Raw genomic sequence first — 23,076 nt, 5'->3', positions numbered from 1 at the left:
AGGGTTGACACATGAGCGTCAACAGCAGACGGACGGACCTGACCGTGTTGGTCGTGGACCACACGGCGGCCGGCCGGTTCGCCCTGGGCGGTGTGCTGCGGCGCGCCGGTCACCAGGTCGTCGCGGTCGGCACCGGCAACGAGGCACTTGTCGAGCTGGACGTACGGCTGCGCAAGGGCACCCTGCCGGACGTGGCCCTCGTCGACGTGGAGCTGGCGGACATGAGCGGCTTCGAGCTGTGCCGCCGGCTCAAGGCCCGGCCGCACATGTCCGGGCTGCCGGTCGTGCACTTCTCGGCGGGCGAGGCCGCCCCGGGCGACCTCGGTCAGGGGCTGGAAGCGGGCGGCGAGTCCCATCTGGCGCTGCCGGCCGAGCCCGAGGAGATCGACGCGGTGGTCCGGGCGGCCGTGCGGGCCGCGCGGCTGCGGGCCGACGACCAGGCGGCGGCGCGGCGGCTGGCGTCGCTGTCGGAGGCGATCGTCACCATCCAGTCGGCGCGTTCCCCGCAGGAGCTCGCCGACGCGGCGGCCGAGGGCACGGCGCGGCTCACCGGCGTCACCGCCGCCGTCTTCGTTCTCGGACCGGACGACGAGCTCTACCGTGGCACCTCGCGCAGCCGCACCTCGCTCGGGCTGCCGGACGCGGGCGCCCATCGGACGGTGACCGCGCTGCTGCGGCGGCTCGCCCGCGGTCAGGCGGGGGTGCGGATCACCACCGTGCCCGCGCCGTTGTGGCCCGCCGGGTTCTTCCGGCCCGGTGTGCAGCACGACGCCCGGCTGGTGGTGATGCCCACCCAGGACGGCAGGGCCGCGGTGTGTCTGGCCACCCCGACCCGCGGTGTCCGCAGGGTGGACCCGGAGAACGAGTCCCTGCTGGCCCGGCTCGCCCAGGCCACCGTGCTCGCCGCCGAGCCGCTGCTGATGTACCAGATCGAGCGGCATGTCGCCCTCACCCTTCAGCACAGCTTCCTGCCGCAGCCGCACCGGCTGCCCGAGCTGCCGGGCGTCGACGTCGTCGTCCGCTATGTGCCCGCGTCCCGGGAGACGGAGATCGGCGGCGACTTCTACGCGGCCCTGCGCACCGGGGAAGGGGTGCTGGCCGTGGTCGGCGACGTCGTCGGGCACTCGCTGGAGGCGGCCACCGTGATGGTCGAGATCCGGCACGCGCTGCGCGCCTACTGCGTCGACGAGAGCGACCCGGCCGTGCTCGCCGGACGCCTCGACCGGATGCTCCAGCTCTACCATCCCGAGGTCACGGCGACGGTCTGCCTGGCCCTGATCGACCCCGGCACCGGGCGCACCCGGATCGCCAACGCGGGCCACATCCCGCCGCTGATCGTCCGGGACACGCGCAGCGCCGACTACGTCAAGGCGGCCGGCCCGCTGCTCGGTCTGGGCGTGCCGCACCCCGCGCCGACCGAGCTGTTCCTCGAACCCACCGACCGGCTTCTCATGGTCACCGACGGGCTGATCGAGACCCGGGGCGTCGATCTCGCGGTCTCGATGGAGCACCTCCGCGCGGCGGCCATCGGCGCGATGCCGGGCCTGGACGCCCTGTGCGACACGCTCCTCACCTGCTTCGACCACGACCGGGACGACGACATCGCGATGCTGGCACTGCGGCTGGAGGGGGACGCGGCGGCTAGGGTGAGCCCTGAGACCTAGAACAGGAGTGCCCATGCCGCAGATCACCGTCGACTACTCGAGCACGATGGCGTCCGCCTTCGACCGGGCCGGATTCGCGCGGGCCCTGCACACCTCGGTGGTCGAGATCGCGGCCGCCAAGCCGGAGGCGTGCAAGACCCTGTTCCGGCCGGCCGAGTTCACCGCGTTCGGCTACGACGACCCCGAGGAACTGGGGCACGCGGTCGTCCATGTCACGCTGGGACTGCTCGCCGGCCGCACCGACGAGACGAAGACCAAGCTGACCGAGGCCGTGCTGGAGCATCTGCGCGAGCATGTGGCGGCGGACGGGTTCGTGCTGCACGCCTCCGCCGAGGTCCGCGACCTCGACCCGTCCTACCGCAAGTACGAGAGCTGAGCTTTCCAGGAGGCGACGGCTTCAGGAGGCCAGTGCGATGAGCCGGGTGACCAGGTTGCCGAAGGGTCCGTCGGCCGGCTCGCCGCCCAGCATGGGCCGCAGCAGGGTGCGCAGCTCGTCGTCGTAGGCCGCGCTGACGGCCGTCAGCGCGGCGAAGTCGTGCACGAGCTGGAGCTCCAGCTCCTCGCGCGGGATGCGCCGTCCGTCCAGCCAGATCAGCGCGGTCGACTCGGCGAGCGAGATCCAGGACCGGACGATCAGTTCCAGCCGCGGCGGTGGATCGGTGATATCCAGATGCGACAGGATCTGTTCGTAGGCGACCTGACGTACGGAGTCGACGAGCGCGTTGGTGGTCGACGAGCCGACCGCCGGGCCGCCGCGCATGAGCGCGGAGAAGCCCGGGCCGTGCGCGTCGACGAAGTCGAAGAACCGGTGCATCACACGCAGCAGCCGGGCGCCCAGCGGACCCTCGCGCGGCTCGACGAACCGACCCGCGAGATCCTCCGACGCCCGCTTCAACGCGGCCTCGTACAGGCTGAGTTTGCCGGGGAAGTAGTGATAGACGAGGGGGCGCGAGATACCCGCGGCCGCGGCTATCTCGTCGATCGAGACCTCGTCGGGCGAGCGTTGGGCGAACAGTTCGAGGGCGACGCCGATCAACTGCTGCCGACGCTCCTCGACTCCCATTCTGCGACGAACCCCGGTAGTCATACGAACACCTTACCGATCGGATCCGGACTCCAACGGACCGGACCGGAGCAGGTGTTCACCCCGATCGAAGGCGGAGTCGATCACATGTCCAGCACCAGTCGCCCACTTCGCGCCCGCGACACACAGATCAGCATCGAGTCCTCGCGCTCCGCGTCGGTGAGCAGTTCGTCCCGGTGCTCGACCTCGCCCTCCAACACCCGCTGCCTGCAGGTTCCGCAGAAGCCCTGCTCGCACGAGCAGACGGTGTTCGGCAGCTCGGCGCGCACGGCGGCCGGCACGGTCGAGTCGGCCGGAACCGTCAACACCCGCCCGCTGCGCCGGAGTTCGAGCTCGAACCGGTCGCCGTCGCGAACGGCACGCGCCGCGAACCGTTCCAGCCGGACCTGCGGCGCGCGTTCCCGGACCGCCGCCATGAGCCCGTCCGGACCGCACGCGTAGACGGCCGTCCCCGTGGGCAGATCCGCGAGCGCGGCGTCGAGATCCGGCCGCCCCTCGACCACCGTCACCCGGTCCCGGCCGAGCTTCGCGAGCTCCTCCAGGAACGGCATCGAGGCCCGCGTGCGACCGGCGGAAACCAGCCGCAGATCGGCGTCTTCGGGCAGGGCCCGCAGCATGGGCAGGATCGGCGTGATGCCGAGGCCTCCGGCGACGAAGACATGGCCGGGCGCCTCGACGAGCGGGAATCGGTTGCGCGGCCCCCGCACAACTCCCTCTTCGCCGCGGCCGGATCCGCGGCCGGATCCACGGCCGGATCCACGGCCGGATCCACGGCCGGATCCACGGCCGGATCTGCGGCCAGGTCCGACGCCAGGTCCGCGGCCGACGCGGTGGGGGAGGAGGCGAGACAGGCGACCGCCTGAAGGAGCCGCGGCCGTCGACGAGGGTCGGGTCGTTCGCGATGAAGAAGCGGACCCCGCGGGATCAGCGCAGGCCGCTGATCGAGCGCCCGTCCGTCAGCTCGCCCTCCAGGCCGGCCTGTGCGCCCTGCTTCGCCGGCACCGTCAGCAGATTGCCCTGCCCGGAGCCGGTCACCCCGCCCGTCGCCCGGATGGACGCCGTCTCCTTGTCGCCGGCCGCGAGGAGGTACCAGTCGCCGCCCTTCGACTTCCACAGCACCCCGGCCAGCACATGCGGATCGCGCGCCCCGCACGCCGGTACGTCCCCGGCCTTCGCCACGGCCGCCCCGAACGGCCCGCCCGGCGTGTGGAACTGGGCCAGCACCCGGTTGCCGTCGCCCCGCCAGGTCTCGGCCCGGGTGCACACCCAGGCCGCCGAGCCGCTCGCGTCGGGCAGCTGCTGCCGGGTGTAGCCCCAGGCGTTGACCGTCCGTACACCCTGTCCGCGCGCGTCGGCCAGCGAGCAGGCGAACGGCGCCCAGGTCCGCAGCGCCTCCGCGCCCGTGGCCTCGGCCGGCGAGGTCGGGCGGCCCGCGGTGAGGCGGGCCGGGACGAGTTCGCCGAGGTCGCTGAGGAGCAGCCGGCTGCCCGAGGCGTCCGTGAGCTGGAGGACGTTCCAGCTCGTGCAGGTGCCGGTCTGGGTGGCCGGGCTGGACAGGGGCGAGGTGATCCCGTCGGTCAGGGCCAGCTCCAGCACCCCGGCGCCCGGCTTCGACAGGTCCCGCTCGCCGGCCTTCGTCACCCAGGGGGCCGTCAGATAGCGGACGTTGCCGTCGGACCGGCCGAGCACCAGCGCGCCCGACTCGGCGCGGGTCGCGCCGTCGACCCGCGCGAAGTCGAGGGCCGCCCCGGCCGTGCCGTCCTTCGGTTCGGCGTAGCGGGCGATGCGCAGACCGTCGTAGAGGATCACCACGCGGGCGGCGTCGACCTCGCCCGCGTAGAGCAGCTGCGGCGGTCCGGCGGGGCCGCCGGTGGGGGTGTCCGGGGTGGCGGAGACGCGGACGCTCTCGCCGGGGCGGGCCCAGACGGCGAGCGCGCGGCGCAGCAGGGCGGTGTCGCGGGTGAGCGGCCCGCGCGCGGGCCAGACCGAGAAGTCGGTGCGGGCGGAGGTCTTCCAGGCGGCTGGGGAGAGCTTCACCAGCCGCCCGGGGTCGAGGGCGGCCTCGGCGGCCGGGTTCTGCGCGTACGCCGGGGCGGCCGCGCCGTCGGGTCCCCAGCCGCCGCCGGGCAGCGCGATCAGGACGCCGCACACGGCGAGCGCGGCCACGGCGGCCAGCGCGGCCCTGGTGTGCTGGCGGCGGCGCATCAGATCGGTGGGCCGGGCCTGCAGCGAGCAGGCGTCGAACTCGGGGGAGTCGAGCAGCGCGTACTGCGCGGCCGGGATCTCACCGGCCTCGCGCAGGGCCGCCGCCACGTCCTCGACGCCCGAGGCGGTCAGCACCTCGCGCACATCGCCGTCGGGGAGCTTCTCCAGACCGCGCAGGACACAGGCGGCCCGGGCCGGGCCCGAGAGGGCGGCGAGCCGCTGGTCGAGGGCGAGTTCGTCCGCGCCGCCGGAGCGGGGGAAGAGCCGCAGGCCCCACACCTGGGGGAGCGGCGGCGGCAGCTGGGCGCGCTTGGGCCAGGCCCGCAGCCTCAGCGGCAGCCCCGCCTCCAGCGCCGTACGGACCACCTGGAGGCGGACGTAGGCGTACCCGGGATCGCCGTCACGGCCGGTGGACTGGGCCGGGATGACGGGCGCGGAGGCGCGGCCGCGGGGCAGGGCGCGCTGGGCGAGCGCGTGTGCGGTCAGGACGCGCCGACCACGGCCGAGGCCGGGTGGCAGCACCAGATAGGCGAGCCGGACGAGACGCGGGTAGTGCTCGACGAGCGCGGCCTCGGCCTGCTCGACGTCGACGATCCGGTCGGCGGAGGATCCGGCTGAGGGGCGCGGGGCGACATCCTGTGACTGCACGTCCAGGCAAACGAGCGAAACGGTGGATGGTCACCGACGCCACCGCCGTCACCGCCGTCACCGCCGTACCGTCCCTGCCGTGCGGTCAGCCCTTCGGTCCGTCCGGCACGAGCGCTCGCGCGTAGTTGGCCATCGAGCGCTGATAGCGCGGCAGATGGGGGGCGAGTGCGCCGAGGACGAGGGACAGGCCCTCGCGGTCGCGGCCCAGGCTCGACAGACACAGGGCCAGACATGCGCGTACGGCGTCGTCCAACTCGTCGGACGGGCGGTCCAGTTCGGGGGTCAGCAGCTCGACGCCCTCCTCCGCCCGCCCGATGTTGCGCAGCGAGCTGGAGAGTTGGATCTTGGCGCGTCTGCCCTTGTAGCCGCTCACCTCGCCGAGACCGCGCGCGAGCGCCTCCCGGTAGAGCGGGGCCGCCCGATCCGAGTGGCCGGTCGAGTCCCAGGCGCAGGCCTGCTCGAACGGGCCGAGCGGACTGCCCTCGGGGAGTTCGGCGACGAGCGCGTCGACCACGGCCCGGAAGTCCGCCGCCGCCTCCTCCGGGTAGTCGTCGAAGGTCGCCCAGGCGGCGGTCACACGATCTTCCCAGTCCTCGTTCACCGGCTCACTCTCGCACGGGTGCGCCCGCCGGGACACCGGTATTTTGAGTGCACCGCGCGTGGGAGCCGTATCCAGGACGAGGCTCTTGCAGGGAGGAACAGATGAAGGTGACCCGACCGATGCTCGCGGCGGCCGCCGCCGCGGCGGCGCTGGTGCTGACGGGCTGCGGTTCCGGCGGGGCCACGAAGGCCGCCGCGACCGTGCCGGTGACCGCGACCGGCAGCCTGGAACAACTGGCCGCCAAGGTGAAGTGCACGCCCGACATGCAGACCGACGCCGACGAACTCCGTCAGGCCATCTGCAAGGTGACCGCCGGCAAGTTCATCCTGGTGACCTTCGCGACCGACCGCGGTCAGCGCGAGTGGATCAACGGGGCCAAGGACTACGGCGGCCACTACCTGGTCGGCCGCAAGTGGGTGGCCGTGGGCGAGGAGACCAGCACCGTCGACACCTTGCGCAAGACGCTCGGCGGTGACATCGAGGAGGGCACCGACCACTCCGCGCACGTCTCGGGCGAGCCCACCGACGGCGCGACCCACTCCGGTCACTGACCGAGCTCCGCACCACCACAACTGCGCACGACCACAACTTCACACAACTCCACACACACGAAAGAGCCGGCGGTGAGGAATCCTCACCGCCGGCTTTCTCAGTCGGTCCTACTCAGTCGATCACTTGCACTTCTTGCCGGTGTTGATGCAGTTGACCATCTTGTTCATCAGGTTCGTGGAGAAGAAGTTGATGAAGTCGTTGTGGTCGGTGATCGGCTTGTGCAGGTTCTCCGGGAAGGAGTCCACCGCGTAGGGGTTCACGACCGTCCCGTTCTGCAGCTTCGGGGCCGGGACGTTGTAGACGAGCCGGACCTGGAGCTGGGGGATCGCCTTGAAACCGTTGGCGCAGGTGCCGTCGGCCTGGACGAACGACACGTGCGTGCGGTGGTTGGCCGAGTCGATGTTCTGGCCGTCCCAGCAGCTCTGGAAGTTCGACGTGCGGACCACCTGGCTGCCCTGCGGGCAGATCGGGTACTGGTCCTTCAGCTGCACCTTGTTCTCGAAGCCGGTGCAGCTCCAGTTCACGTTGGCGTTGGCGTTGCCGTTGACGAAGGCCTTCGCGTCACCGGTGATGATGCGCAGGGCCGTCGGCATCGCGACGACGTTGCCCTTCTTGTTGCCGACGAACTTGATCTGCGCCTGGGAGGCCTGCAGGATCTTGCCGACGTTGCCTTCCTTGCCACCGCCGTCGTTGTTCTGGTCGAAGTCCTGCGTGCCGTCCTGGACACGCAGCACCGGCCAGAAGTACGAGGACTTGTCACCCTGGTTCTGGCAGCTGGTGCCGGCGCCGGCCAGTTCCTGGTCGCTCGCGAAGGCGTCGTTGTTCTGGTTGCCCACGTAGTCGTGCAGGTGGTGGGCGCCGTTGGTGACACCGGGGGCGACGATCACGTTGTCCGTGTTGTGGTTGTCGTTCCCGTTGGTGCCGCAGCTCGAGGTGAAGGTGCCCTTCGAACCGCTGTTGCCGTTCGCGGCGAGACCGTTCTGGCCCACGCCCAGCGCAGCGTTGCCCTGGACCTTCGTGATGTCCACGAAGTCCGCGGCCACGGGTCCGTTGCCGCCCTGGCCGTTCTGCGCCTGGCCGGCGTTGCCGTTGTTCTGCTGGCCGCCGTTGTTCTGACCGGCGTTGCCGTTGTTCTGGCCACCGTTGTTCTGGTTGCCGTTGTTGTTCTGGCCGTTGTTGTTCTGGCCGTTGTTCTGCTGGCCGTTGCCCTGGCCCTGGCCGGCGTTGGTGTTGTTCGCCGCCTGCGTGGTGCATGCCGCGAGCTGGCTCAACGCGCTGTTGAACTGGCCACCGGAGCGGGTGATGTTGATCCGGATCCGGTCGATCGTCGCGGCCCGCTTCTCCTTCAGGGGGCCGGTGATCGCGTTCTGGACGAAGCTGGCGTCGCCTGCCTGGGCCTGGCGGGTCGATGCGAGCCGGGTGTACGCCTCGGTGATCTGCTTGTCGAGGTTGGCCAGCTCGGTCGCGACGCCTTGCTTCGCCCCCTTGGGCACGTTCGTCAGCTTCTGCCCCACATCCGGGCAGGAGATGGTGGCCACCTGTGCGGCTGCGTTGGCGGCCTTCGTCTGGTTCTGGCCCGAGCTGTTCGACTCGTGCGCCGAAGCGTAGAAGTTCGCCCAGATCAGCCCGCCCCCACCGAGCGCTAGGGCCGCCGATGCTGCCACGGCCTTCGTGGCCATCGACGAACGGCGTTTACGTATGTTGCGTCCCATGGAACTCCTCTGACTTCCTTGCGGGGCAGCATCGAGGCGCCCGACAGGAGTGAAGCTGCCCCCTCACTTACGCACGCCGTCCCAGAGGTGTTCAGCGTCCTCAGAAATTGATGAGAGCTCCGTACGACAAAACAACCACAACACCCCCACATGGCACTGCAGTTGGGGTGCTCACCGATCTCGGTCCAGATAGGCCAACACCGCCAGCACCCTGCGGTTGTCGTCGCCGGCGACCTCCAAACCCAGCTTCACGAAAATGTTCGCGGTGTGTTTGGCGACCGCCCGCTCGGTGACGACCAGTTTGGCGGCGATCGCCGCGTTCGACCGGCCCTGCGCCATCAGCTCCAGAACCTCCCGTTCGCGCGGAGTGAGCCGGTCCACCGGCCCCTGTCCGTCGCCCGACCGCCGGGCCAACAGCTGCTGGATCACCTGTGGGTCCATCGCCGTGCCGCCCGCCGCGACCCGCCGTACGGCGTCCACGAACTGGTCCGCGTCGAACACCCGGTCCTTCAGCAGATAGCCGATCCCGCCGCTGCCGTCGGCGAGCAGCTCGCGCGCGTACAGCTGTTCGACATGCTGGGAGAGGACGAGCACCGGCAGCCCGGGCTTCGCACGGCGGGCGTCGAGCGCGCACTGCAGCCCTTCGTCCGTGTGCGTGGGCGGGAGCCGGACGTCGACCACGGCGACGTCCGGCTCCAGTTCGGCGAGCGCCCGGGCCAGTTCGGGCCCGGTCTCGACCGCCGCGGCGATCTCGAAGTCGTAGGCCTCCAGCAGCCGGACGAGACCGTCGCGCAGCAGGAAGAGGTCCTCGGCTAGGACAACACGCAAGGGATCTCCATGGTCACCATGGTGGGACCGCCGGCGGGAGAGCTGACGGCCAGGACGCCGTCGAATGTACCCAGTCGCCGCTCCACCCCGGTCAGGCCCGAACCGGCGCCGATGCTCGCCCCGCCCTGTCCGTTGTCGGTGACGGAGATCTGCAACCGGCCCTCGCCGTGATGGAGGTCGACCCAGATCCGGTCGGCGCCCGAGTGCTTGACCGCGTTGGTCAGCACCTCGCTCACCGCGAAGTAGGCCGCCGACTCCACGGGAGCCTCCGCGCGGCCCGCGCCGAGCTCCACGGTCACCTCGGTGGCGACCGGCAGCCGCAGCGCCAACGCCCTTACGGCGTCGCCCAGTCCGCGCTCGGCCAGCACCGGCGGATGGATGCCCCGCACCAGGTCGCGCAGTTCGGAGAGCGCCTCGGCGGACGACCGACGGGCCTGCGCCAGCAACGCCTTGGCTTTCTCCGGGTCCTTGTCCAGCAGCATCTCGACCGTGCCGAGGTCCATGCCCATGGCCACCAGCCGGGCCTGGGCGCCGTCGTGCAGATCCCGCTCGATGCGCCGCAGTTCGGCGGCCGAGCTGTCCACCGCGTCCCGCCGGGTCTGCGTCAACACCCTGACCCGCTCGGCCAGTTCGGTCTGACTCGGGGTCAGCATCGCCCGGGTGAGGAGGAAGTGGACCTGGAAGACGCGCACGGTGTAGCGATGGGCGACGAAGAGCAGGACCGCGCCCAGGGCCCCGGCGCCGAAAGCGGACGTCTGGTCGCTGACCGGCACGAAGAGGTACCAGTACGAGCCCTCCTCCGCCTCGAGGTACACCCGCCACAGCCCGACCGGCAGCGCCAGCCCCTCCAGCGGACAGAAGACCAGGACGGCAGGCAGCAGGGCGGTCGCGAAGCCGGCCGGCAGGTCCACCAGGAGCCACAGCAGATCCCGCCAGGTCGCCGGGTCGCGCAGCAGCGCGTAGGTGCGCCGGAACGGGTTGAGGGTCTCGGGGGCCGGCCGGTACGCCGACGGGATGCGCACCCCGCCCCACCGCTCGGCGAGCGCCCGCCGCCGGTCGGCGTAGGCACGCACCCCCTTCACCACATAGGGCGTGGTGAGGGCCCCGACCCCGATGGGTATCAGGGCCATGGAGACGAGGGAGAGGCACAGGCCCAGGATGCTCAGCGGCAGCGACACCACGGCCAGCGCGAGCCCCCGCACGGCGGCCAGCACCATCCCCCGTGCCCTCGAACCGCCCTCGCCGCTCTTCGTGTCGGTGTTCATGCCGTCAGTCTGGCCGAGCCGCGGACCGGCGGTCACTGGCCCGAAGCCCCCGGTCAGGAGGTGGTGCCAGGTACACCCCCCGACCCGGCCAGCACCTTCGCCTCGACCTCCGGGTCCAGGCCCTTGAGGGTGCGGTCCGGACGCTGGGGCGCCGTGCCGCCGATCGACCGGAGCCAGCTCCAGGTGTCGGCCGCGGTCTCCTCGACACGGCGGCAGGACAGCCCCGTCGCCACCGCCCGCGAGACGTCGGACGCGTGCAGGGCGTCATGCATGTCGCTGCCCGGCGGCACCCACACCGGCAGCTCGGTCCACGGCTCGATGCCCGCGTCGAGGATGATCTCGGGTGCGGTCCATCGCAGTTCGGCGGCCGAGCCCGTGGCCCGCACGCACGCCTCCAGCAACTCGCCCATCGTCGCGTGTCCCTGCGGGCCGGTCAGGTTGTACGGCCCGCCCAGCTCCCGCTCGACCGCCCCGAGGATCCACTCGGCGAGATCGCGGACGTCGACGTACTGCAGGGGCAGGTCGTGCGGGCCCGGCGCGAGGACCGGGCCGCCGCGCGCGATCCGGGTCAGCCACCACGGCAGCCGGCCCACGTTCTCGTAGGGGCCCAGGATCAGCCCGGCCCGGACGAGGACGGAGGCGTCCGCGCCGAAGGCGTCCACGGCGGCCAGCTCGCCGCCGAGCTTGTCCCGGGCGTAGTCGCTCTGCCCGGCGTCGGGCTCGGCCCCCTCGACGACGGGCGCGTCCTCGGCGTACCCGGCGGGCGGGGCCCAGGTGTACACCGAGCGGCTCGACACGTACACATACCGGCCGGCGCGGCCCCGCAGCAGCCGCGCCGCCTCGTGCACGACGCGCGGCGCCGCCGACCAGGTGTCGACGACCGCGTCCCAGTCGTCGCCGCTCCCCGCCAACGCGTCGAGGCCCCCGGGCGCGGTGCGGTCGCCGGACAGCGACCGTGTGCCGGGGACGGGCGTGTGCCGTCCCCGGTTCAGGACCGTCACTTCCCAGCCGCGCCCGAGGGCCGCCTCGACGACGGCCCGTCCCACGAACTCCGTACCACCCAGCACCAGAAGTCTCATACCGGTGACTGTGCCCCGTCCGGACGCGGGAGGGAACCGCGCTCTGCCGTCGGCAGACGGGCCGGGTCAGCGGCCGGTCGGCGGGGTGTACTTGTAGCCGACCCGGCGCACCGTCTGGATCGACTGGCGGTGCCGGGCGCCCAGCTTGCGGCGCAGCCGGGCGATGTGGACGTCGACCGTGCGCCCGTCGCCCACATGCCCGTAGCCCCACACCGTGGTGACGAGCTGGTCGCGGGTGTGCACCCGGTTCGGGTACGCCACCAGATGGGCGAGCAGCTCGAACTCCAGGTAGGTGAGGTCGAGTTGCTGCCCGTCCACCGCGGCGGTGCGCTGCGCGGAGTCGATCCGCACAAGCGGTTCGCCGGCCGTCTCGGCCCGGTCGGCCGTCGGCTGGTCCGGCACCGCCACCGGCAGGAACGGCGGCTGCTGGTCGGCCGGCACGAGCACCAGGTAGCCGATCATCGGCGGCTGCCCCGGCAGCCTGGGCAGGGTGTGCTGGGGAGCGGGCAGCCAGGTCGCGCCCGGCGGCAGGAGGTCCGCGACGTCGACCACCTCGTCCCGGTCCACGGCGCGCAGCCGGTGCCGGGGCGAGCCGGCAGGGGCGGTCGTGGCGGGTGCGGTGAGGGAGGGAGCGGAGGAGAGAGAACGGGTGTTCGCCATGAGAGGTCAGCTCTTTCGCGCGAGGGGTTCGTCATCGAGGGACGTACGTCGTGCGCGCTGGCCGAAGGCCGGGGTGTACGGCTTTAGAGGGCCGGCGCGTTCATCGCGCGGCAACACACCCGGTCGAAGTCGTGGTGCTGACGGGAGGGCCAGAAGGGCTCGAGGTCATGGCGACCTGTCGCGGTGTACTTCTGGAAGCTGGCCATGGCCCCATTGAAGCAGACACCGGCCCGTTGCAGGAGCCTCCTCTCACAGCTTGGACGGATCCATGACATCGGACCGGGACGCGAGGCCGGGGTCAGTCGACGACCGCGGCGGTCGCCAGCAGTGTGCGGACGGCGGCGCGCATCTCGTCGTCCGGGTGCGGTCCGTCGCCGTACATGTGGTCGGCGATGATCCGGCGCGGTGACTCGGCGCCCTCGCGCAGCGGGGCCACGGCGAAGCGGGGGAGGAGGCCCATCTCGGTGAGCGTCAGCACCGGGTGCGGCGGGCCGGGGTAGAACCTGTCCCACGCGACCGCCTTGCGGGCCAGCGGCTCCACGGTGTCCTCCGTCCGGCCCGCGATGCGCCAGACGGCCAGCGCGGCCTCGGCCCGGGTGCCCGAATAGGGGCTCGGCGCGAGGAGCGGCTCGATGAACGGCAGCAGCGGTGCGGCGGCGGGGCCGAGCCGGCCCGCGAGGATCGCCGTCCAGGCCGAGGCCGAGGCGCTCATCTCCCGCCGGAGGAGGGACAGCGCCGGCTCGGGGTCGCCGGCGACGGCGTGGAGCGCCACCGCGGCCTCCGCCGAGACCGAGGAGTGGGCGCCCGCCGCCACACAGTCGCGCAGCGCCCGTTCGGCCACGTCGCCCGCGGCGGGCCCGAGCCCGGCGAGCACGGCGACCGCGGCCGGCGGATAGCCGGTGCCGGTGCGCGTCAGCATCTCCGAGAGCTGTCCGACGGCGTCCTCGGCCACCTCGGGGAACAGAAGGAGCACCTTGACCAGTTCGGAATGGGCGTTGCCCAGTTGCCGGGCCACCGCTCGCCCCACGGGCAGCGCCTCGGCCCCGAACTCCTCGGCCACCGCGCGCACGGTGCGGAAGGTGTCGTAGGCGCCCGGCGTCTCCTCGGCCAGCCGCACCGCCTCCTCGATCGCGACCGGCACCCGCGCGCGTGCCAGCACGGTGATCGCCTTCGCCCGCTCCGCGGGGTCGGCGTCCGCGAGCAACGGCAGCACCCGCTCGGCCACACGCGCGTGCAGCTCCGACGGCAGGGAGCAGGTCAACTGGGCCAGCCGGTACAGATCCCAGCTCTCGCCGACCGCCTCGTGCAGGGCCCAGGGCAGCACGTCGGTCTCGCGGTCCCGCCAGCGCTCGGTGATCTCGAAGGCGAGCGGTATGCCACGGGAGAGGGCCCGCAGCGCGGCCTCGGGCTCCTCCAGGAGCCGGTCCTTGAACGTCCGGTGGGACTCCGGCCACAGATGGCCCTCCGTCTCGGACTCTTCCCGCTCTTCCGGCGGCTGCGCGCTGTACGCCCGCGCGCAGGCGTCGACCAGCGCGTCCGGCAGCGGCGGTTCGGTCGTGCGCAGCAGGTCCTCGGCGGCGGCGAGCACGACCCGGGGCTCGGGGTCGGTGAGCAGCGGGCGCCGCCAGTCGTCGTCGCCCGGCTCCAGCAGGCCGAGCGCCGTCACGATCCGGGCGCGCACCCGCGGGTCGGTCTCCGCCGCCAGCCGGTCCCGCAGCAGGGGCGTGGGGGCCGGGGCGTCCTGCTGTCCGCAGGCGGCGATCAGCAGCACCACCGCCTCGCGGACGGCGGGGTCGGGGTCCTGCGTCAGATGCAGCAGGGACGGCAGCGACCGCGCCGTGTCCCGCCGGCACCGTTCCTGTTCGTCCGTCGGCCCGGCCCAGTTCGCGAGGTTCGCGAGCAGCTCGAGCAACTCGGCCCGGTGGCCGGGACCGTGCAGGGCGAGCCGGATCAGCTCCGGCACCACCGGTGAGGTGCGTACGTTGTCCCGGTAGCACAGGAGGGAGTGCAGCCAGCTCATCGCCTCCTCGCGCACCGCCTCGTCCGTGGACTCCAGCCCCCGCAGCACCCCGGGCACGTCCTCCGCCAGGCCGTACGGGCGTACCGATCCTGTCGAGCCGCTCTCCATCCCCATGAGGGCGCACGATATGCGCAAGGGGCGCCCACCGGAAAGGCGGGCGCCCCTTGCACGCAAGCTGGTTGCACGGATCGGATCCGACGGATCAGACCTGGCCGGCCTTCTCCAGCGCCGAGCAGCAGGTGTCCACGATCAGGCGGGTCACCAGGTACGGGTCGACGTTGGCGTTCGGGCGGCGGTCCTCGATGTAGCCCTTGCCGTCCTTCTCGACCTGCCACGGGATACGGACCGAGGCGCCGCGGTTGGAGACACCGTAGGAGTACTCGTTCCACGGGGCGGTCTCGTGCAGGCCCGTCAGACGGTCGTCGATGCCCGCGCCGTAGTTCTTGACGTGGTCGAGCGGCTTGGAGCCCTCACCGAGCGACTCGGCCGCGGTGATGATCGCGTCGTAGCCCTCGCGCATCGCCTTGGTGGAGAAGTTGGTGTGCGCGCCGGCGCCGTTCCAGTCGCCCTTGACCGGCTTGGGGTCGAGGGTGGCGGAGATGCCGAAGTCCTCGGCGGTGCGGTAGAGCAGCCAGCGGGCCACCCACAGGTGGTCGGAGACCTCCAGCGGGGAGACCGGTCCGACCTGGAACTCCCACTGGCCGGGCATGACCTCGGCGTTGATGCCGGAGATGGCGAGACCGGCGGCGAGGCAGTTGTCGAGGTGCGCCTCGACGACCTCACGGCCGAAGATCTCGTCGGCGCCGACGCCGCAGTAGTAGCCGCCCTGCGGGGCCGGGAAGCCGCCCTTGGGGAAGCCGAGCGGGTAGCCGTCCTGGAAGAACGTGTACTCCTGCTCGATGCCGAAGATCGGCTCCTGGGCGCCGAACTTCGCCTCGACCTCGACCAGCGCGGCACGGGTGTTGGACTCGTGCGGGGTCATGTCGATGTCGAGGACCTCGCACAGGACGAGGATGTCGTCGCCGCCGCGGATCGGGTCGGGGCAGGTGAAGACCGGCTTGAGGACACGGTCCGAGGAGTGGCCCTCGGCCTGGTTCGTGGAGGACCCGTCGAAGCCCCAGATCGGCAGCGCGTCCAGACCGGCGGGCTCGCCCGCGATGATCTTGGTCTTGGAGCGGAGCTTGGCGGTCGGCTGGGTGCCGTCGATCCAGATGTACTCAGCCTTGAAGGTCACGGGCCACTTCCTTCGGGGTGTGTCTGACGCACTTGCGGGTGCTGCGGCGCTGCGGCACTGGGGCGCCGCCTGTTTGCCCGGAAGCTTGTCAACAGGCGATTTCCCGATCATTGCTCGAATGTGAACCCCGTGTTACCTGGTGGTTCTGTGGCGCGGCTCACGGTGTGAGCCCGGAAAAGCGGTGCAGGGCCGGACGTACGGCGGTCCTGCCGCTCGTGGCCGCGAGCGACAGGACCAGTGACACGTACGTGGGTTCTCGGCAGCCGAGCCTCACCCCACCTTCTCGATCAGGGCCCGGCGGATCAGGAACTTGCCGGGCTCACGGACCAGTTCGAAAGCGGCGTTGTTCAGCAGTGCGCAACTGCCGGAGGGACCGGTCACCTCGACCGTCGTGGACTTGTTGTTGTCCAGGTTGGTCACCTTCAGCTTGGTCCCCACCGGGAACTGGTTGCTGGAGGCGGCCGGCGCGCCGGCCTCGCCGGAGAGGGTGACCGTGGAGCCGTTGCAGACCTGTTGGCCGGAGGCCGCGCCGCCGTTGCCGGCGTTCCCGGCCGGAGCCGAGGCGGCCGGGGCCGAGGGCGCCGAGGCGGCGGGTGCTGATGCGGCCTGCGAGGGCTGCGTCGACTGGGAGTCCTGAGCCGACTCCCCAACGACGCACCCCGACGCCTGCTGCTGCACCTTGATCTGCGCGATGACCGCCTCACGGTTGGCGATCCGGGCCTGCGACTGCGCGTCCGGAGCAGCGCGTTGGCCGTCGATGAACTTCTGGTTGTTGCCGAGCGCGGTGGCGAGCCCCTGACAGACCGTCGAGTTCGCCGCGGACAGCGTGTTCGCGTTCTGCGCCGGCTGGGAGGCGTTCGAGGTGTTCGCCATCACGAACGCGCCACCGCCCGCCACCGCCGCCGCGCTGACGAGCAGCGCGATCTTCTTCTTCGTACCGACTGTTCTCCTGCGCGACATGCGCGCCTCCTGGGACGTAGGGGAACGTACGCCGGTATGTACGAGATCCCGAACGAGGTTACTCAGGGGTTTCGGGAGCCGTTTGGTGTGACGCGCGTCACGGCGTCCCGTACGGCCTCGTCGGTGCGGGCCACCACCGCCGTGCCGTCGTCCGCGGTGATGATCGGGCGCTGGATGAGCCTGGGGTGCTCGGCGAGCGCGCCGATCCAGCGCTCGCGCGAACCGGCGTCCCGCGCCCACTCCTTGAGGCCGAGCTCCTTGGCGACCGCCTCCGTGGTGCGGGTGATGTCCCAGGGCTCCAGCCCGAGGCGGTCGAGGACGTCCCTGATCTCGTCCCGGCCGGGCACGTCCTCCAGGTAGCGGCGGACGGTGTAGTCGGCCCCCTCGGCGTCGAGGAGCGTGAGGGCGCTGCGGCACTTGGAGCAGGAGGGGTTGATCCAGATTTCCATGCCCGTCACGGTAGCTCCAAACCGGCCCGAAAGCCCTTGTGATCAGGGGCGATTGTCAGTGGTGGGCAGTAGAATAGAAGCAGTGTTCGAGGGTCCGCCGGAGGTTCCGGGTCGGGCCCTGACCGCGACAGGAGGATGCCTGTGCCCGCTGCCGCACTGAAGCCGAAGCCGTCCGCGACCCAGTCCACCGCGAAGCGTTCCGTCCAGCTCGATCTGCCCTATGTGCCCGTCCAGAAGCGGCCGTTGCCGCCCGGGCGGCCGCGCGACTGGTACGTCATGCACAACCGTCGACTCAAGGCCATGCGCCTTGCCATCGCGCTGCTCGACCTGGGCGTGTATATGCCGAACCAGGCCCGCAACGAGAAGATCCGCAGCACGGCGGAGCTGATCGGCGTCCATCCGCCGTCGGACACGACGTGCCACATGGTGCGGGCGCTGCTGCGTTACTCGCGTTGAGCCGTGGCGCCGGGCGCCGTTCGTATGCGACGGCGCCCGGCGTCGGGGCGTTCGCCCCGCACTTCGCCCCTCGCTTCTCCTCCCCCCCCCGTTCGCCCCCGAGCTCAGCTCGTCAGCTCCTTCTCCACCGGTGTGCGGAACCTCGGCGTCACCCGGGTCGCTCCGACCCACGCCCCCAGCCGCTCCGCCGCCGCCCCGATCGCCGTTCTCGCCTCGCCGCCGATCCCCTCCTCGTCCAGGATCCGCCACACGATCTCCCCGTCGGCGCGCTGGGCCCAGCTGCCCACCACCCGGCCGTCCCACCACACCGTCGGCCCGACGTTCCCGCTGTAGTCGAACAGGGCGGGGCGCAGTTCCGGGGCCAGATACCAGTCCCGGCCCTGCCAGCCCATCGCCGTCGGGTCGAGGGCGGGCAGCAGGGCCGCCCACGGTTCCTCGGGGCCGGGCACGGGATCCACATCGCCGTCGACGACGTATCCCGTGCCCTCGTCCAGCGTCACCGCCCGCGCCCCGATCGCGGTCAGCGCCCGCCGGACGTCCGTCACCCGCCAGCCCGTCCACCACTTCAGGTCGGCCTCCGTGGCCGGGCCGCACGCCCGCAGCCAGTGCCGCAGCAGATCCGACTGGGCGTCCGCCGCGGGCAGTTCGGGGTGCTCGGGGGCGAGCGCCCAGCGGAACTGGCTCGACGTCCACGAGCCCAGCGGGCGCCCTCGGACCACCTTGCCCTCCACCCCCAGCACCCTCAGCAGCCGGGTCACCACGGTGTGGACGCCCTCGTAGGGCTTTCCGGCCGCGTACACGAACTGCTCCCGCAGCCGCGGCTCCTCGCGGGACAGCTCGGCGGCCGTCGCCTGGCCGAGCCGGCCCAGCGCGGCCAGCGCCGACTCCTCGACCTCCTTCAGCCAGGCCGCGTCCGGGGCGCCGGCCTTCGCCATGTCCTTCACCAGCGTGGCCCGCTCCCGCGCCGCGACCGTGAGGCCGGTCGAGGCGTGCACGACGGCCGTCGACGCCGTCGGGAACACGAAGACGGTGTGCCGCATCCCGTGCATACGGACGAGGGTCCGGTCCGTGTACAGCGCCCGGTCGGTCTCCGGGACGGTCACCGCCGGGTCGGCGAGCCGGGCGCCGATCGCCAGATACACCGCCGCCGGGTCCGAGCCGTGCAGGGCGAGGAGCGAGTCGGCCACCTCCTCGGGCGTCGCGGCCCGCGCCTGCGGCGCCAGCCGGTGCCGCAGCGCCAGCCTGGCCCGCCGCTCCGCCACACCGACGTATCGCAGTCCGTCACCCATTCAGGCCTCCACCCGTCGTCACCTCGTCGCCGTCCGCATCCTCCCCGACACCACTGACAATCGGGCCCCGGACCTCACCTGTTTGCCGTACCCGACATGCGGCCGTCCCCGTCCGGGCCTTCACTGCGAACAGGAGGCCGCAGGGAACGCAGGGAGTGCTGGGAACGCAGGAGTGCTCGGAACGCAGAAGTGCTGGGAACGCAGGAAAGCAGGGATCGCAGGGAGCGCAGGGAAAACCGGGAGTGCCGGGAGTGCCGTGGAACGGGAGGCGGACGTGGTGCGGAGGCGACGCGGATGACCACCCCCGCCGAACGGGCCGGGCGCGGCAAGCACGCCCGCAGACGCGTCCCCCGGTCCGCCCAGGCCGGCTGGCTCCCGCCCGTCGACCGACCCGACCCGGTCGCCGTCCTGGAACGGCAGGGCCGGGACCGGCTGCCCGAGCTGCTGCCGATCCGGTACGGGAGGATGACCGCCTCGCCGTTCGCCTTCCTGCGCGGTGCGGCCGCCGTCATGGCCGCCGATCTGGCGTCGCAGCCGCACACCGGGCTGACCGTGCAGCTGTGCGGCGACGCCCACCTGCTGAACTTCGGGGTGTACGCCTCCCCGGAGCGGGCCCTGCTCTTCGACCTCAACGACTTCGACGAGACCTTCCCCGGCCCCTTCGAGTGGGACGTCAAACGGCTTGCCGCCTCCGTGGCCGTGGCCGCCCGCGAGAACGGCCACCCCGAGCCCCGGGTGCACCGCGCCGCCCTGGAGACCGTCGCCGCCTACCGCACCGCCATGCGGCGGCTGTCCCGGCTCGGCGAACTCGCCGTCTGGCACGAGCGCATCGACGCCGAGCGGCTCCTGCCCCTGCTGCGCTCCGCCCGGCGCCGCGCACAGGCCGGGGCCAGCCTCACCCGGGCCCGTCGCCGCACCAGCCTCCAGGCCCTCGGCAAGCTCACCGAGGTCGTCGACGGTCGTCCCCGCATCGTCCACGACCCACCGCTGCTCGAACCCGCCGGCGTCTCCGACAGCGCGGCCCTGCGCAAGATCTTCTGCGACTACCGCTCCACCCTCGCCGAGGAGCGCCGTGTGCTGCTGGACCGCTACCGGTTCGTCGACGTCGCCCGCAAGGTCGTCGGCGTCGGCAGCGTAGGCACCCGCTGCTTCATCGTGCTGCTCGCCGGACGCGACACCGACGACCCGCTGTTCCTGCAGATCAAGGAGGCCCGCGCGTCCGTCCTGGAGGAGCATCTGCCGAACGGCCCCTACGCCCATCCCGGCCACCGGGTCGTCGCCGGGCAGCGGCTGCTGCAGGCCGCCGGCGACGTCTTCCTCGGCTGGATGACCGGGCCGCAGGGGCGCGCCTTCTACTGGCGCCAGCTGCGCGACACCAAGGGCTCCGCCGACGTCGCCGGCATGTCCCCGGCCGACCTCCTCGCCTACGCCCGGCTCTGCGGCACCGCCCTGGCCCGCGCCCACGCCCGGTCCGGCGACCGGTTCGCCATCGCCGGCTACCTCGGCGGCGCCGACACCTTCGAACGCGCCGTCGCCGACTTCGCCCTGGCCTACGCCGACCGGACCGCCGCCGACCACGCGACCCTGGGCAGAGCGGTCGCGGCAGGGGTGGTGACGGCGGCGCCGGACGTCTGACCGGCGGGGCTCCGAACCCGCCTTTGTCGGCATCCGCCTCCGTCGGCATCCGCCTCCGTCAACGCCGGCGCAGGCTCAACTCCCGTAGCGCGCCGCTGCTTTCGTCGTGCCCGGAGAAGCCGAAGGCGAGGACGCGGCAGCGGCCGTGCACCGCGAACTCCCGGGCCGACGGCACGACGCGGCACGACGCGGCAAGCCGAAAAGGAGATGCACGTTGAGTGACGGGTTCCGTACTCTGGAGGCGTCAACCCACCCCCACCGCTACGCACAGTCACCCGTCCCTGCCCAGGAAGGAGGTACGCCATGGGCACCGTCGTTCTCTCCGGGACCGTCGTCCTGGTGGTCCTGGGATTCGGAAACCCGCTCTACTGGCTCGCCGCCGTCGCCGTGCTCTTCCTGTACGTGCGCTACGGACTCGACGCGTCCTCGACGTCGTCGCCGCCGTCCGCCCCCGGGCCCGCCCAGGGCGCGGGACCCGCGCCGACCTCGTACAAGGCCTACCGCGAGCGCCGTGACACGCAGGCCAAGTGGGAGCGTCGCTACCGTCGCGAGCGTCCCCTGGAGTACCGCCGCCAGGAGCGCGAGCGCAGCAAGTAGCCGCACCGGGCCTACGGGCCGGGGAGCCCTACAGACCCGGAGCTCCCCACACCGGGAACCAGCGGCTCAGGTCCTGTTCCAGCCGCAGGTCGTTCCCGAGAGCGGCCTTCACCTGCAACTCCAACGCGTTGTCGCGCCGCTGCCCGGCACCGGGCAGCGGCGCGAACGGATAGAACGAGCCGCGCTTGTAGAGGTACACGAGCGCCAGCCGTCTGTGGTCCGCGTCCTCGAACCCGGCGAGGGAGCACAGCAGCTGCGGCCCGAAGCCGTTGACCTCCATCGCGCTGTTGACCGCGTGCAGATCGTTGACCAGCAGCGACAGCTGATCGGGCGCGCGTTCCGAGACCAGCCAGGAGTAGCCGAACTCGTCCCGCTGGAGCCGCACCGGGGGACCGGTGCGCTCGGTGTCCGCGTCGAGGAGCGCCTGGACCTCACGGTGCGTCTGTTCGAAGGCCGAGCCCTCGACGGTCGCGAAACACACGGCACCCTGCCCGGTCGGGGTGAACCCGGCCGCCGCCTCCAGCGTCACCGCCGCCGAAGGCAGCGCGAACAGCTGATCGAGATCGGGCACGACCGGCTTCGTCCGGCCGAGCAGGATGTCCAGCAGCCCCATGTCGCTCAGCCCGCCTTCCCGGGCGTGGCCGCCTCGCCCAGTTCGGCGGAGATCCGCCCCAGCTGGTCGAGCCGCTGCTCCAGGCTCGGGTGGGTGGAGAAGTACTGCTCGATGCCGGGCTCCTTGCCGGTGGCGGGGGTGAAGAAGAAGGCGTTGAAGGCCTGCGCGGTCCGCAGGTCCTTGGTGGGGATCCGGGCGATGTCGCCGGAGACCTTCGTCAGCGCGGAGGCCAGCGCCGAGGGACGGCCCGTCAGCTGCGCCGCGGCCCGGTCCGCCGCCAGCTCCCGGTACCGGGACAGGGCCCGGATGAGGAGGAAGCTGATCGCGTAGACGGCCGCCGAGACACCCATCACGGCGGCGAAGACGACCGCGGTGTTCTGGTCCCTGCGCCCGCCGCCGAACAGCTGCGAGTAGAACGCGAACCGCACGATCAGCCCCGCGATGACGCCCAGGAACGAGGCGATCGTGATCACGGCCACGTCCTTGTGCGCGACATGCGACAGCTCGTGCGCGAGCACGCCCTCCAGCTCGGCCGGCTCCAGCCGCCCCAGCAGCCCCGTCGTCACGCACACCACCGCATGCTCGGGACTGCGTCCGGTCGCGAACGCGTTCGGCATGCCCAGGTCGGAGACGGCGACCACCGGCTTGGGCATGTCCGCGATCGCACACAGCCGGTCGACCACCGCATGCAGCTCGGGATACTCCTCGCGCTCCACGACCCGCCCGCGCATCGCGAACATCGCGATCCGGTCGGAGAACCAGAACTGCGCGACGAACATCGCCGCGATCAGCACGACGACCAGCACCCACGATTTCAGCAACACGATCAACGCGGCGACGAACGCCACGTACAACAGCCCGAGGAGGAACAACGTGACCGTCATCCGCACGGTCAGCCGCCGATCGCTCCGGAAACGGCTCTGCATCTGCATCACCCCGCAGTCAGGCACTCGCCCCACTGCAAGTGTGCACCGCCCCAGCCCCATGAACGGGTCCGTAACGACCCTAGACGCAGCAAAAGCTCCCCACGAGCCCCCACGAGCCCCCACGAAGCCCGGCATCCCCGCCTGAGGCACCGCCACCCCGAGCCCCGACACGCCCGCCTCCGGCGGGGCTGCCGCCCCCTAGTAAGGCGCCCGGAAGCGCATGTACCCCAGCAGTAGGATCACCGCGGCCACGCCTCCCAGCACGAGTGTCGTCGACAGCCATGACGAGCGGACCCGGGCCACCGGGCGCGGGTCGCCGCGGAACGGGACCGGCTCGGGTGGGTTCTCCTTCCAGCGGGCGGCCAGCATCCGGGCCCGCGCCGAGGGCTCCTTGTGCACCGCGGCGTCCGCCCACTTGATGTCGAACTCCCGCTCGGCGTCGTCCTGTTCGGGCATCCCCGTTTCCCCCGTCATGTCTCTCGAACAGCAGTGCCAGAAACCATACGACGACGCCCCCGCTCCGAAAAACGGAAGCGGGGGCACCGGACGGCTCAGGGTTCGATCACGCGTCGAAGAAGTGAAAGGGCCGGGTCGGTGAG

22 protein-coding genes and 1 pseudogene are annotated in these 23,076 nt (G+C 71.9%); 6 read left to right on the top strand and 17 right to left on the bottom strand.

Going from position 1 to position 23,076, the window contains the following annotated elements; translation table 11 throughout:
* Positions 1–11: 11 nt before the first annotated feature.
* Together ACWD4O_RS07255 and ACWD4O_RS07250 are read left to right on the top strand one after the other, a co-directional pair.
* Positions 12–1,664, top strand: a complete 1,653-nt coding sequence (locus ACWD4O_RS07255; protein ID WP_451278250.1) for a SpoIIE family protein phosphatase — start codon at positions 12–14, stop codon at positions 1,662–1,664.
* 13 nt (positions 1,665–1,677) lie between these two features.
* On the top strand, positions 1,678–2,040 hold the full coding sequence (locus ACWD4O_RS07250; RefSeq protein WP_451278248.1) for a 5-carboxymethyl-2-hydroxymuconate Delta-isomerase: 363 nt from the start codon (positions 1,678–1,680) through the stop codon (positions 2,038–2,040).
* Between the two features lie 21 nt (positions 2,041–2,061).
* On the opposite strand, the gene ACWD4O_RS07245 is transcribed toward ACWD4O_RS07250, so the two are convergent.
* From ACWD4O_RS07245 to ACWD4O_RS07230, 4 genes and pseudogenes are all read right to left on the bottom strand, one after another.
* Positions 2,062–2,751 carry a TetR/AcrR family transcriptional regulator gene (locus ACWD4O_RS07245; RefSeq protein WP_451278246.1) on the bottom strand — a complete coding sequence of 230 codons (690 nt, stop codon included), beginning with the start codon at positions 2,749–2,751 and terminating at the stop codon, positions 2,062–2,064.
* 80 nt (positions 2,752–2,831) lie between these two features.
* Positions 2,832–3,512: pseudogene (locus ACWD4O_RS07240) on the bottom strand (flavin reductase family protein); the annotation flags it as partial.
* A gap of 160 nt (positions 3,513–3,672) precedes the next feature.
* Entirely contained in the window at positions 3,673–5,601 is a 1,929-nt protein-coding gene (locus ACWD4O_RS07235) for a hypothetical protein (RefSeq protein ID WP_451278244.1), read from the bottom strand.
* 85 nt (positions 5,602–5,686) lie between these two features.
* Positions 5,687–6,202 (bottom strand): tetratricopeptide repeat protein, encoded by a 516-nt coding sequence (locus ACWD4O_RS07230; protein WP_451278242.1) that lies wholly within the window; start codon positions 6,200–6,202, stop codon positions 5,687–5,689.
* 101 nt (positions 6,203–6,303) lie between these two features.
* On the opposite strand from ACWD4O_RS07230, the gene ACWD4O_RS07225 reads away from it, so the two are divergent.
* The gene (locus ACWD4O_RS07225; RefSeq protein ID WP_451278240.1) at positions 6,304–6,753 is read left to right on the top strand and encodes a hypothetical protein; all 450 of its coding nucleotides are present in this window, start codon (positions 6,304–6,306) and stop codon (positions 6,751–6,753) included.
* Between the two features lie 120 nt (positions 6,754–6,873).
* Here ACWD4O_RS07225 and ACWD4O_RS07220 read toward each other — a convergent pair whose 3' ends face one another.
* The 9 genes from ACWD4O_RS07220 to ACWD4O_RS07180 all read right to left on the bottom strand — a co-directional run bounded on the left by ACWD4O_RS07220 (position 6,874) and on the right by ACWD4O_RS07180 (position 16,961).
* Positions 6,874–8,466 (bottom strand): DUF1996 domain-containing protein, encoded by a 1,593-nt coding sequence (locus tag ACWD4O_RS07220; RefSeq protein WP_451278238.1) that lies wholly within the window; start codon positions 8,464–8,466, stop codon positions 6,874–6,876.
* 171 nt (positions 8,467–8,637) lie between these two features.
* On the bottom strand, positions 8,638–9,294 hold the full coding sequence (locus tag ACWD4O_RS07215) for a LuxR C-terminal-related transcriptional regulator (RefSeq protein ID WP_451278236.1): 657 nt from the start codon (positions 9,292–9,294) through the stop codon (positions 8,638–8,640).
* Positions 9,279–10,559: a sensor histidine kinase gene (locus ACWD4O_RS07210; RefSeq protein ID WP_451278234.1), complete on the bottom strand. Its 1,281-nt coding sequence runs from the start codon at positions 10,557–10,559 to the stop codon at positions 9,279–9,281. The genes ACWD4O_RS07215 and ACWD4O_RS07210 overlap by 16 nt, the downstream gene beginning before the upstream one ends.
* 53 nt (positions 10,560–10,612) lie before the next feature.
* Positions 10,613–11,638, bottom strand: coding sequence for an SDR family oxidoreductase (locus ACWD4O_RS07205; RefSeq protein WP_451278232.1), 1,026 nt, complete (start codon positions 11,636–11,638; stop codon positions 10,613–10,615).
* Between the two features lie 66 nt (positions 11,639–11,704).
* Complete coding sequence (locus ACWD4O_RS07200; protein WP_451278230.1) at positions 11,705–12,298, bottom strand: winged helix-turn-helix domain-containing protein; 594 nt, start codon at positions 12,296–12,298, stop codon at positions 11,705–11,707.
* 298 nt (positions 12,299–12,596) lie between these two features.
* Positions 12,597–14,432 (bottom strand): HEAT repeat domain-containing protein, encoded by a 1,836-nt coding sequence (locus ACWD4O_RS07195; RefSeq protein WP_451278228.1) that lies wholly within the window; start codon positions 14,430–14,432, stop codon positions 12,597–12,599.
* 88 nt (positions 14,433–14,520) lie between these two features.
* Entirely contained in the window at positions 14,521–15,552 is a 1,032-nt protein-coding gene (glnII, locus tag ACWD4O_RS07190; protein ID WP_451278226.1) for a glutamine synthetase, read from the bottom strand.
* 270 nt (positions 15,553–15,822) lie between these two features.
* Positions 15,823–16,512, bottom strand: coding sequence for an RlpA-like double-psi beta-barrel domain-containing protein (locus ACWD4O_RS07185; protein WP_351914838.1), 690 nt, complete (start codon positions 16,510–16,512; stop codon positions 15,823–15,825).
* Positions 16,513–16,574: 62 nt separating this feature from the next.
* On the bottom strand, positions 16,575–16,961 hold the full coding sequence (locus ACWD4O_RS07180) for an arsenate reductase family protein (RefSeq protein WP_451278224.1): 387 nt from the start codon (positions 16,959–16,961) through the stop codon (positions 16,575–16,577).
* Between the two features lie 141 nt (positions 16,962–17,102).
* Between ACWD4O_RS07180 and ACWD4O_RS07175 the strand changes: the two genes are divergently transcribed.
* Positions 17,103–17,417 (top strand): hypothetical protein, encoded by a 315-nt coding sequence (locus ACWD4O_RS07175; protein WP_351914842.1) that lies wholly within the window; start codon positions 17,103–17,105, stop codon positions 17,415–17,417.
* A gap of 104 nt (positions 17,418–17,521) precedes the next feature.
* Here the strand turns inward: ACWD4O_RS07175 and ACWD4O_RS07170 are convergent, their stop codons facing one another.
* Complete coding sequence (locus tag ACWD4O_RS07170; protein WP_451278222.1) at positions 17,522–18,706, bottom strand: winged helix DNA-binding domain-containing protein; 1,185 nt, start codon at positions 18,704–18,706, stop codon at positions 17,522–17,524.
* Between the two features lie 294 nt (positions 18,707–19,000).
* On the opposite strand from ACWD4O_RS07170, the gene ACWD4O_RS07165 reads away from it, so the two are divergent.
* Together ACWD4O_RS07165 and ACWD4O_RS07160 are read left to right on the top strand one after the other, a co-directional pair.
* Positions 19,001–20,341 (top strand): DUF2252 domain-containing protein, encoded by a 1,341-nt coding sequence (locus ACWD4O_RS07165; RefSeq protein ID WP_451278220.1) that lies wholly within the window; start codon positions 19,001–19,003, stop codon positions 20,339–20,341.
* Between the two features lie 303 nt (positions 20,342–20,644).
* Positions 20,645–20,938 (top strand): hypothetical protein, encoded by a 294-nt coding sequence (locus ACWD4O_RS07160; protein ID WP_451278218.1) that lies wholly within the window; start codon positions 20,645–20,647, stop codon positions 20,936–20,938.
* Between the two features lie 28 nt (positions 20,939–20,966).
* Here the strand turns inward: ACWD4O_RS07160 and pspAB are convergent, their stop codons facing one another.
* The 3 genes from pspAB to ACWD4O_RS07145 form a co-directional block, all read right to left on the bottom strand.
* On the bottom strand, positions 20,967–21,551 hold the full coding sequence (gene pspAB, locus ACWD4O_RS07155; protein WP_451278216.1) for a PspA-associated protein PspAB: 585 nt from the start codon (positions 21,549–21,551) through the stop codon (positions 20,967–20,969).
* 5 nt (positions 21,552–21,556) lie between these two features.
* Positions 21,557–22,477, bottom strand: a complete 921-nt coding sequence (gene htpX, locus ACWD4O_RS07150) for a zinc metalloprotease HtpX (protein ID WP_451278214.1) — start codon at positions 22,475–22,477, stop codon at positions 21,557–21,559.
* A gap of 198 nt (positions 22,478–22,675) precedes the next feature.
* A complete protein-coding gene (locus ACWD4O_RS07145) occupies positions 22,676–22,933 on the bottom strand; it encodes an SCO2583/SCO2584 N-terminal domain-containing protein (protein WP_451278212.1) in 258 nt (85 codons plus the stop codon).
* Between the last annotated feature and the right edge of the window lie 143 nt (positions 22,934–23,076).

The sequence above is a fragment of the Streptomyces sp. NPDC002623 genome (genome assembly GCF_053592635.1).
This window is presented reverse-complemented; position numbering and strand designations above follow the sequence as displayed.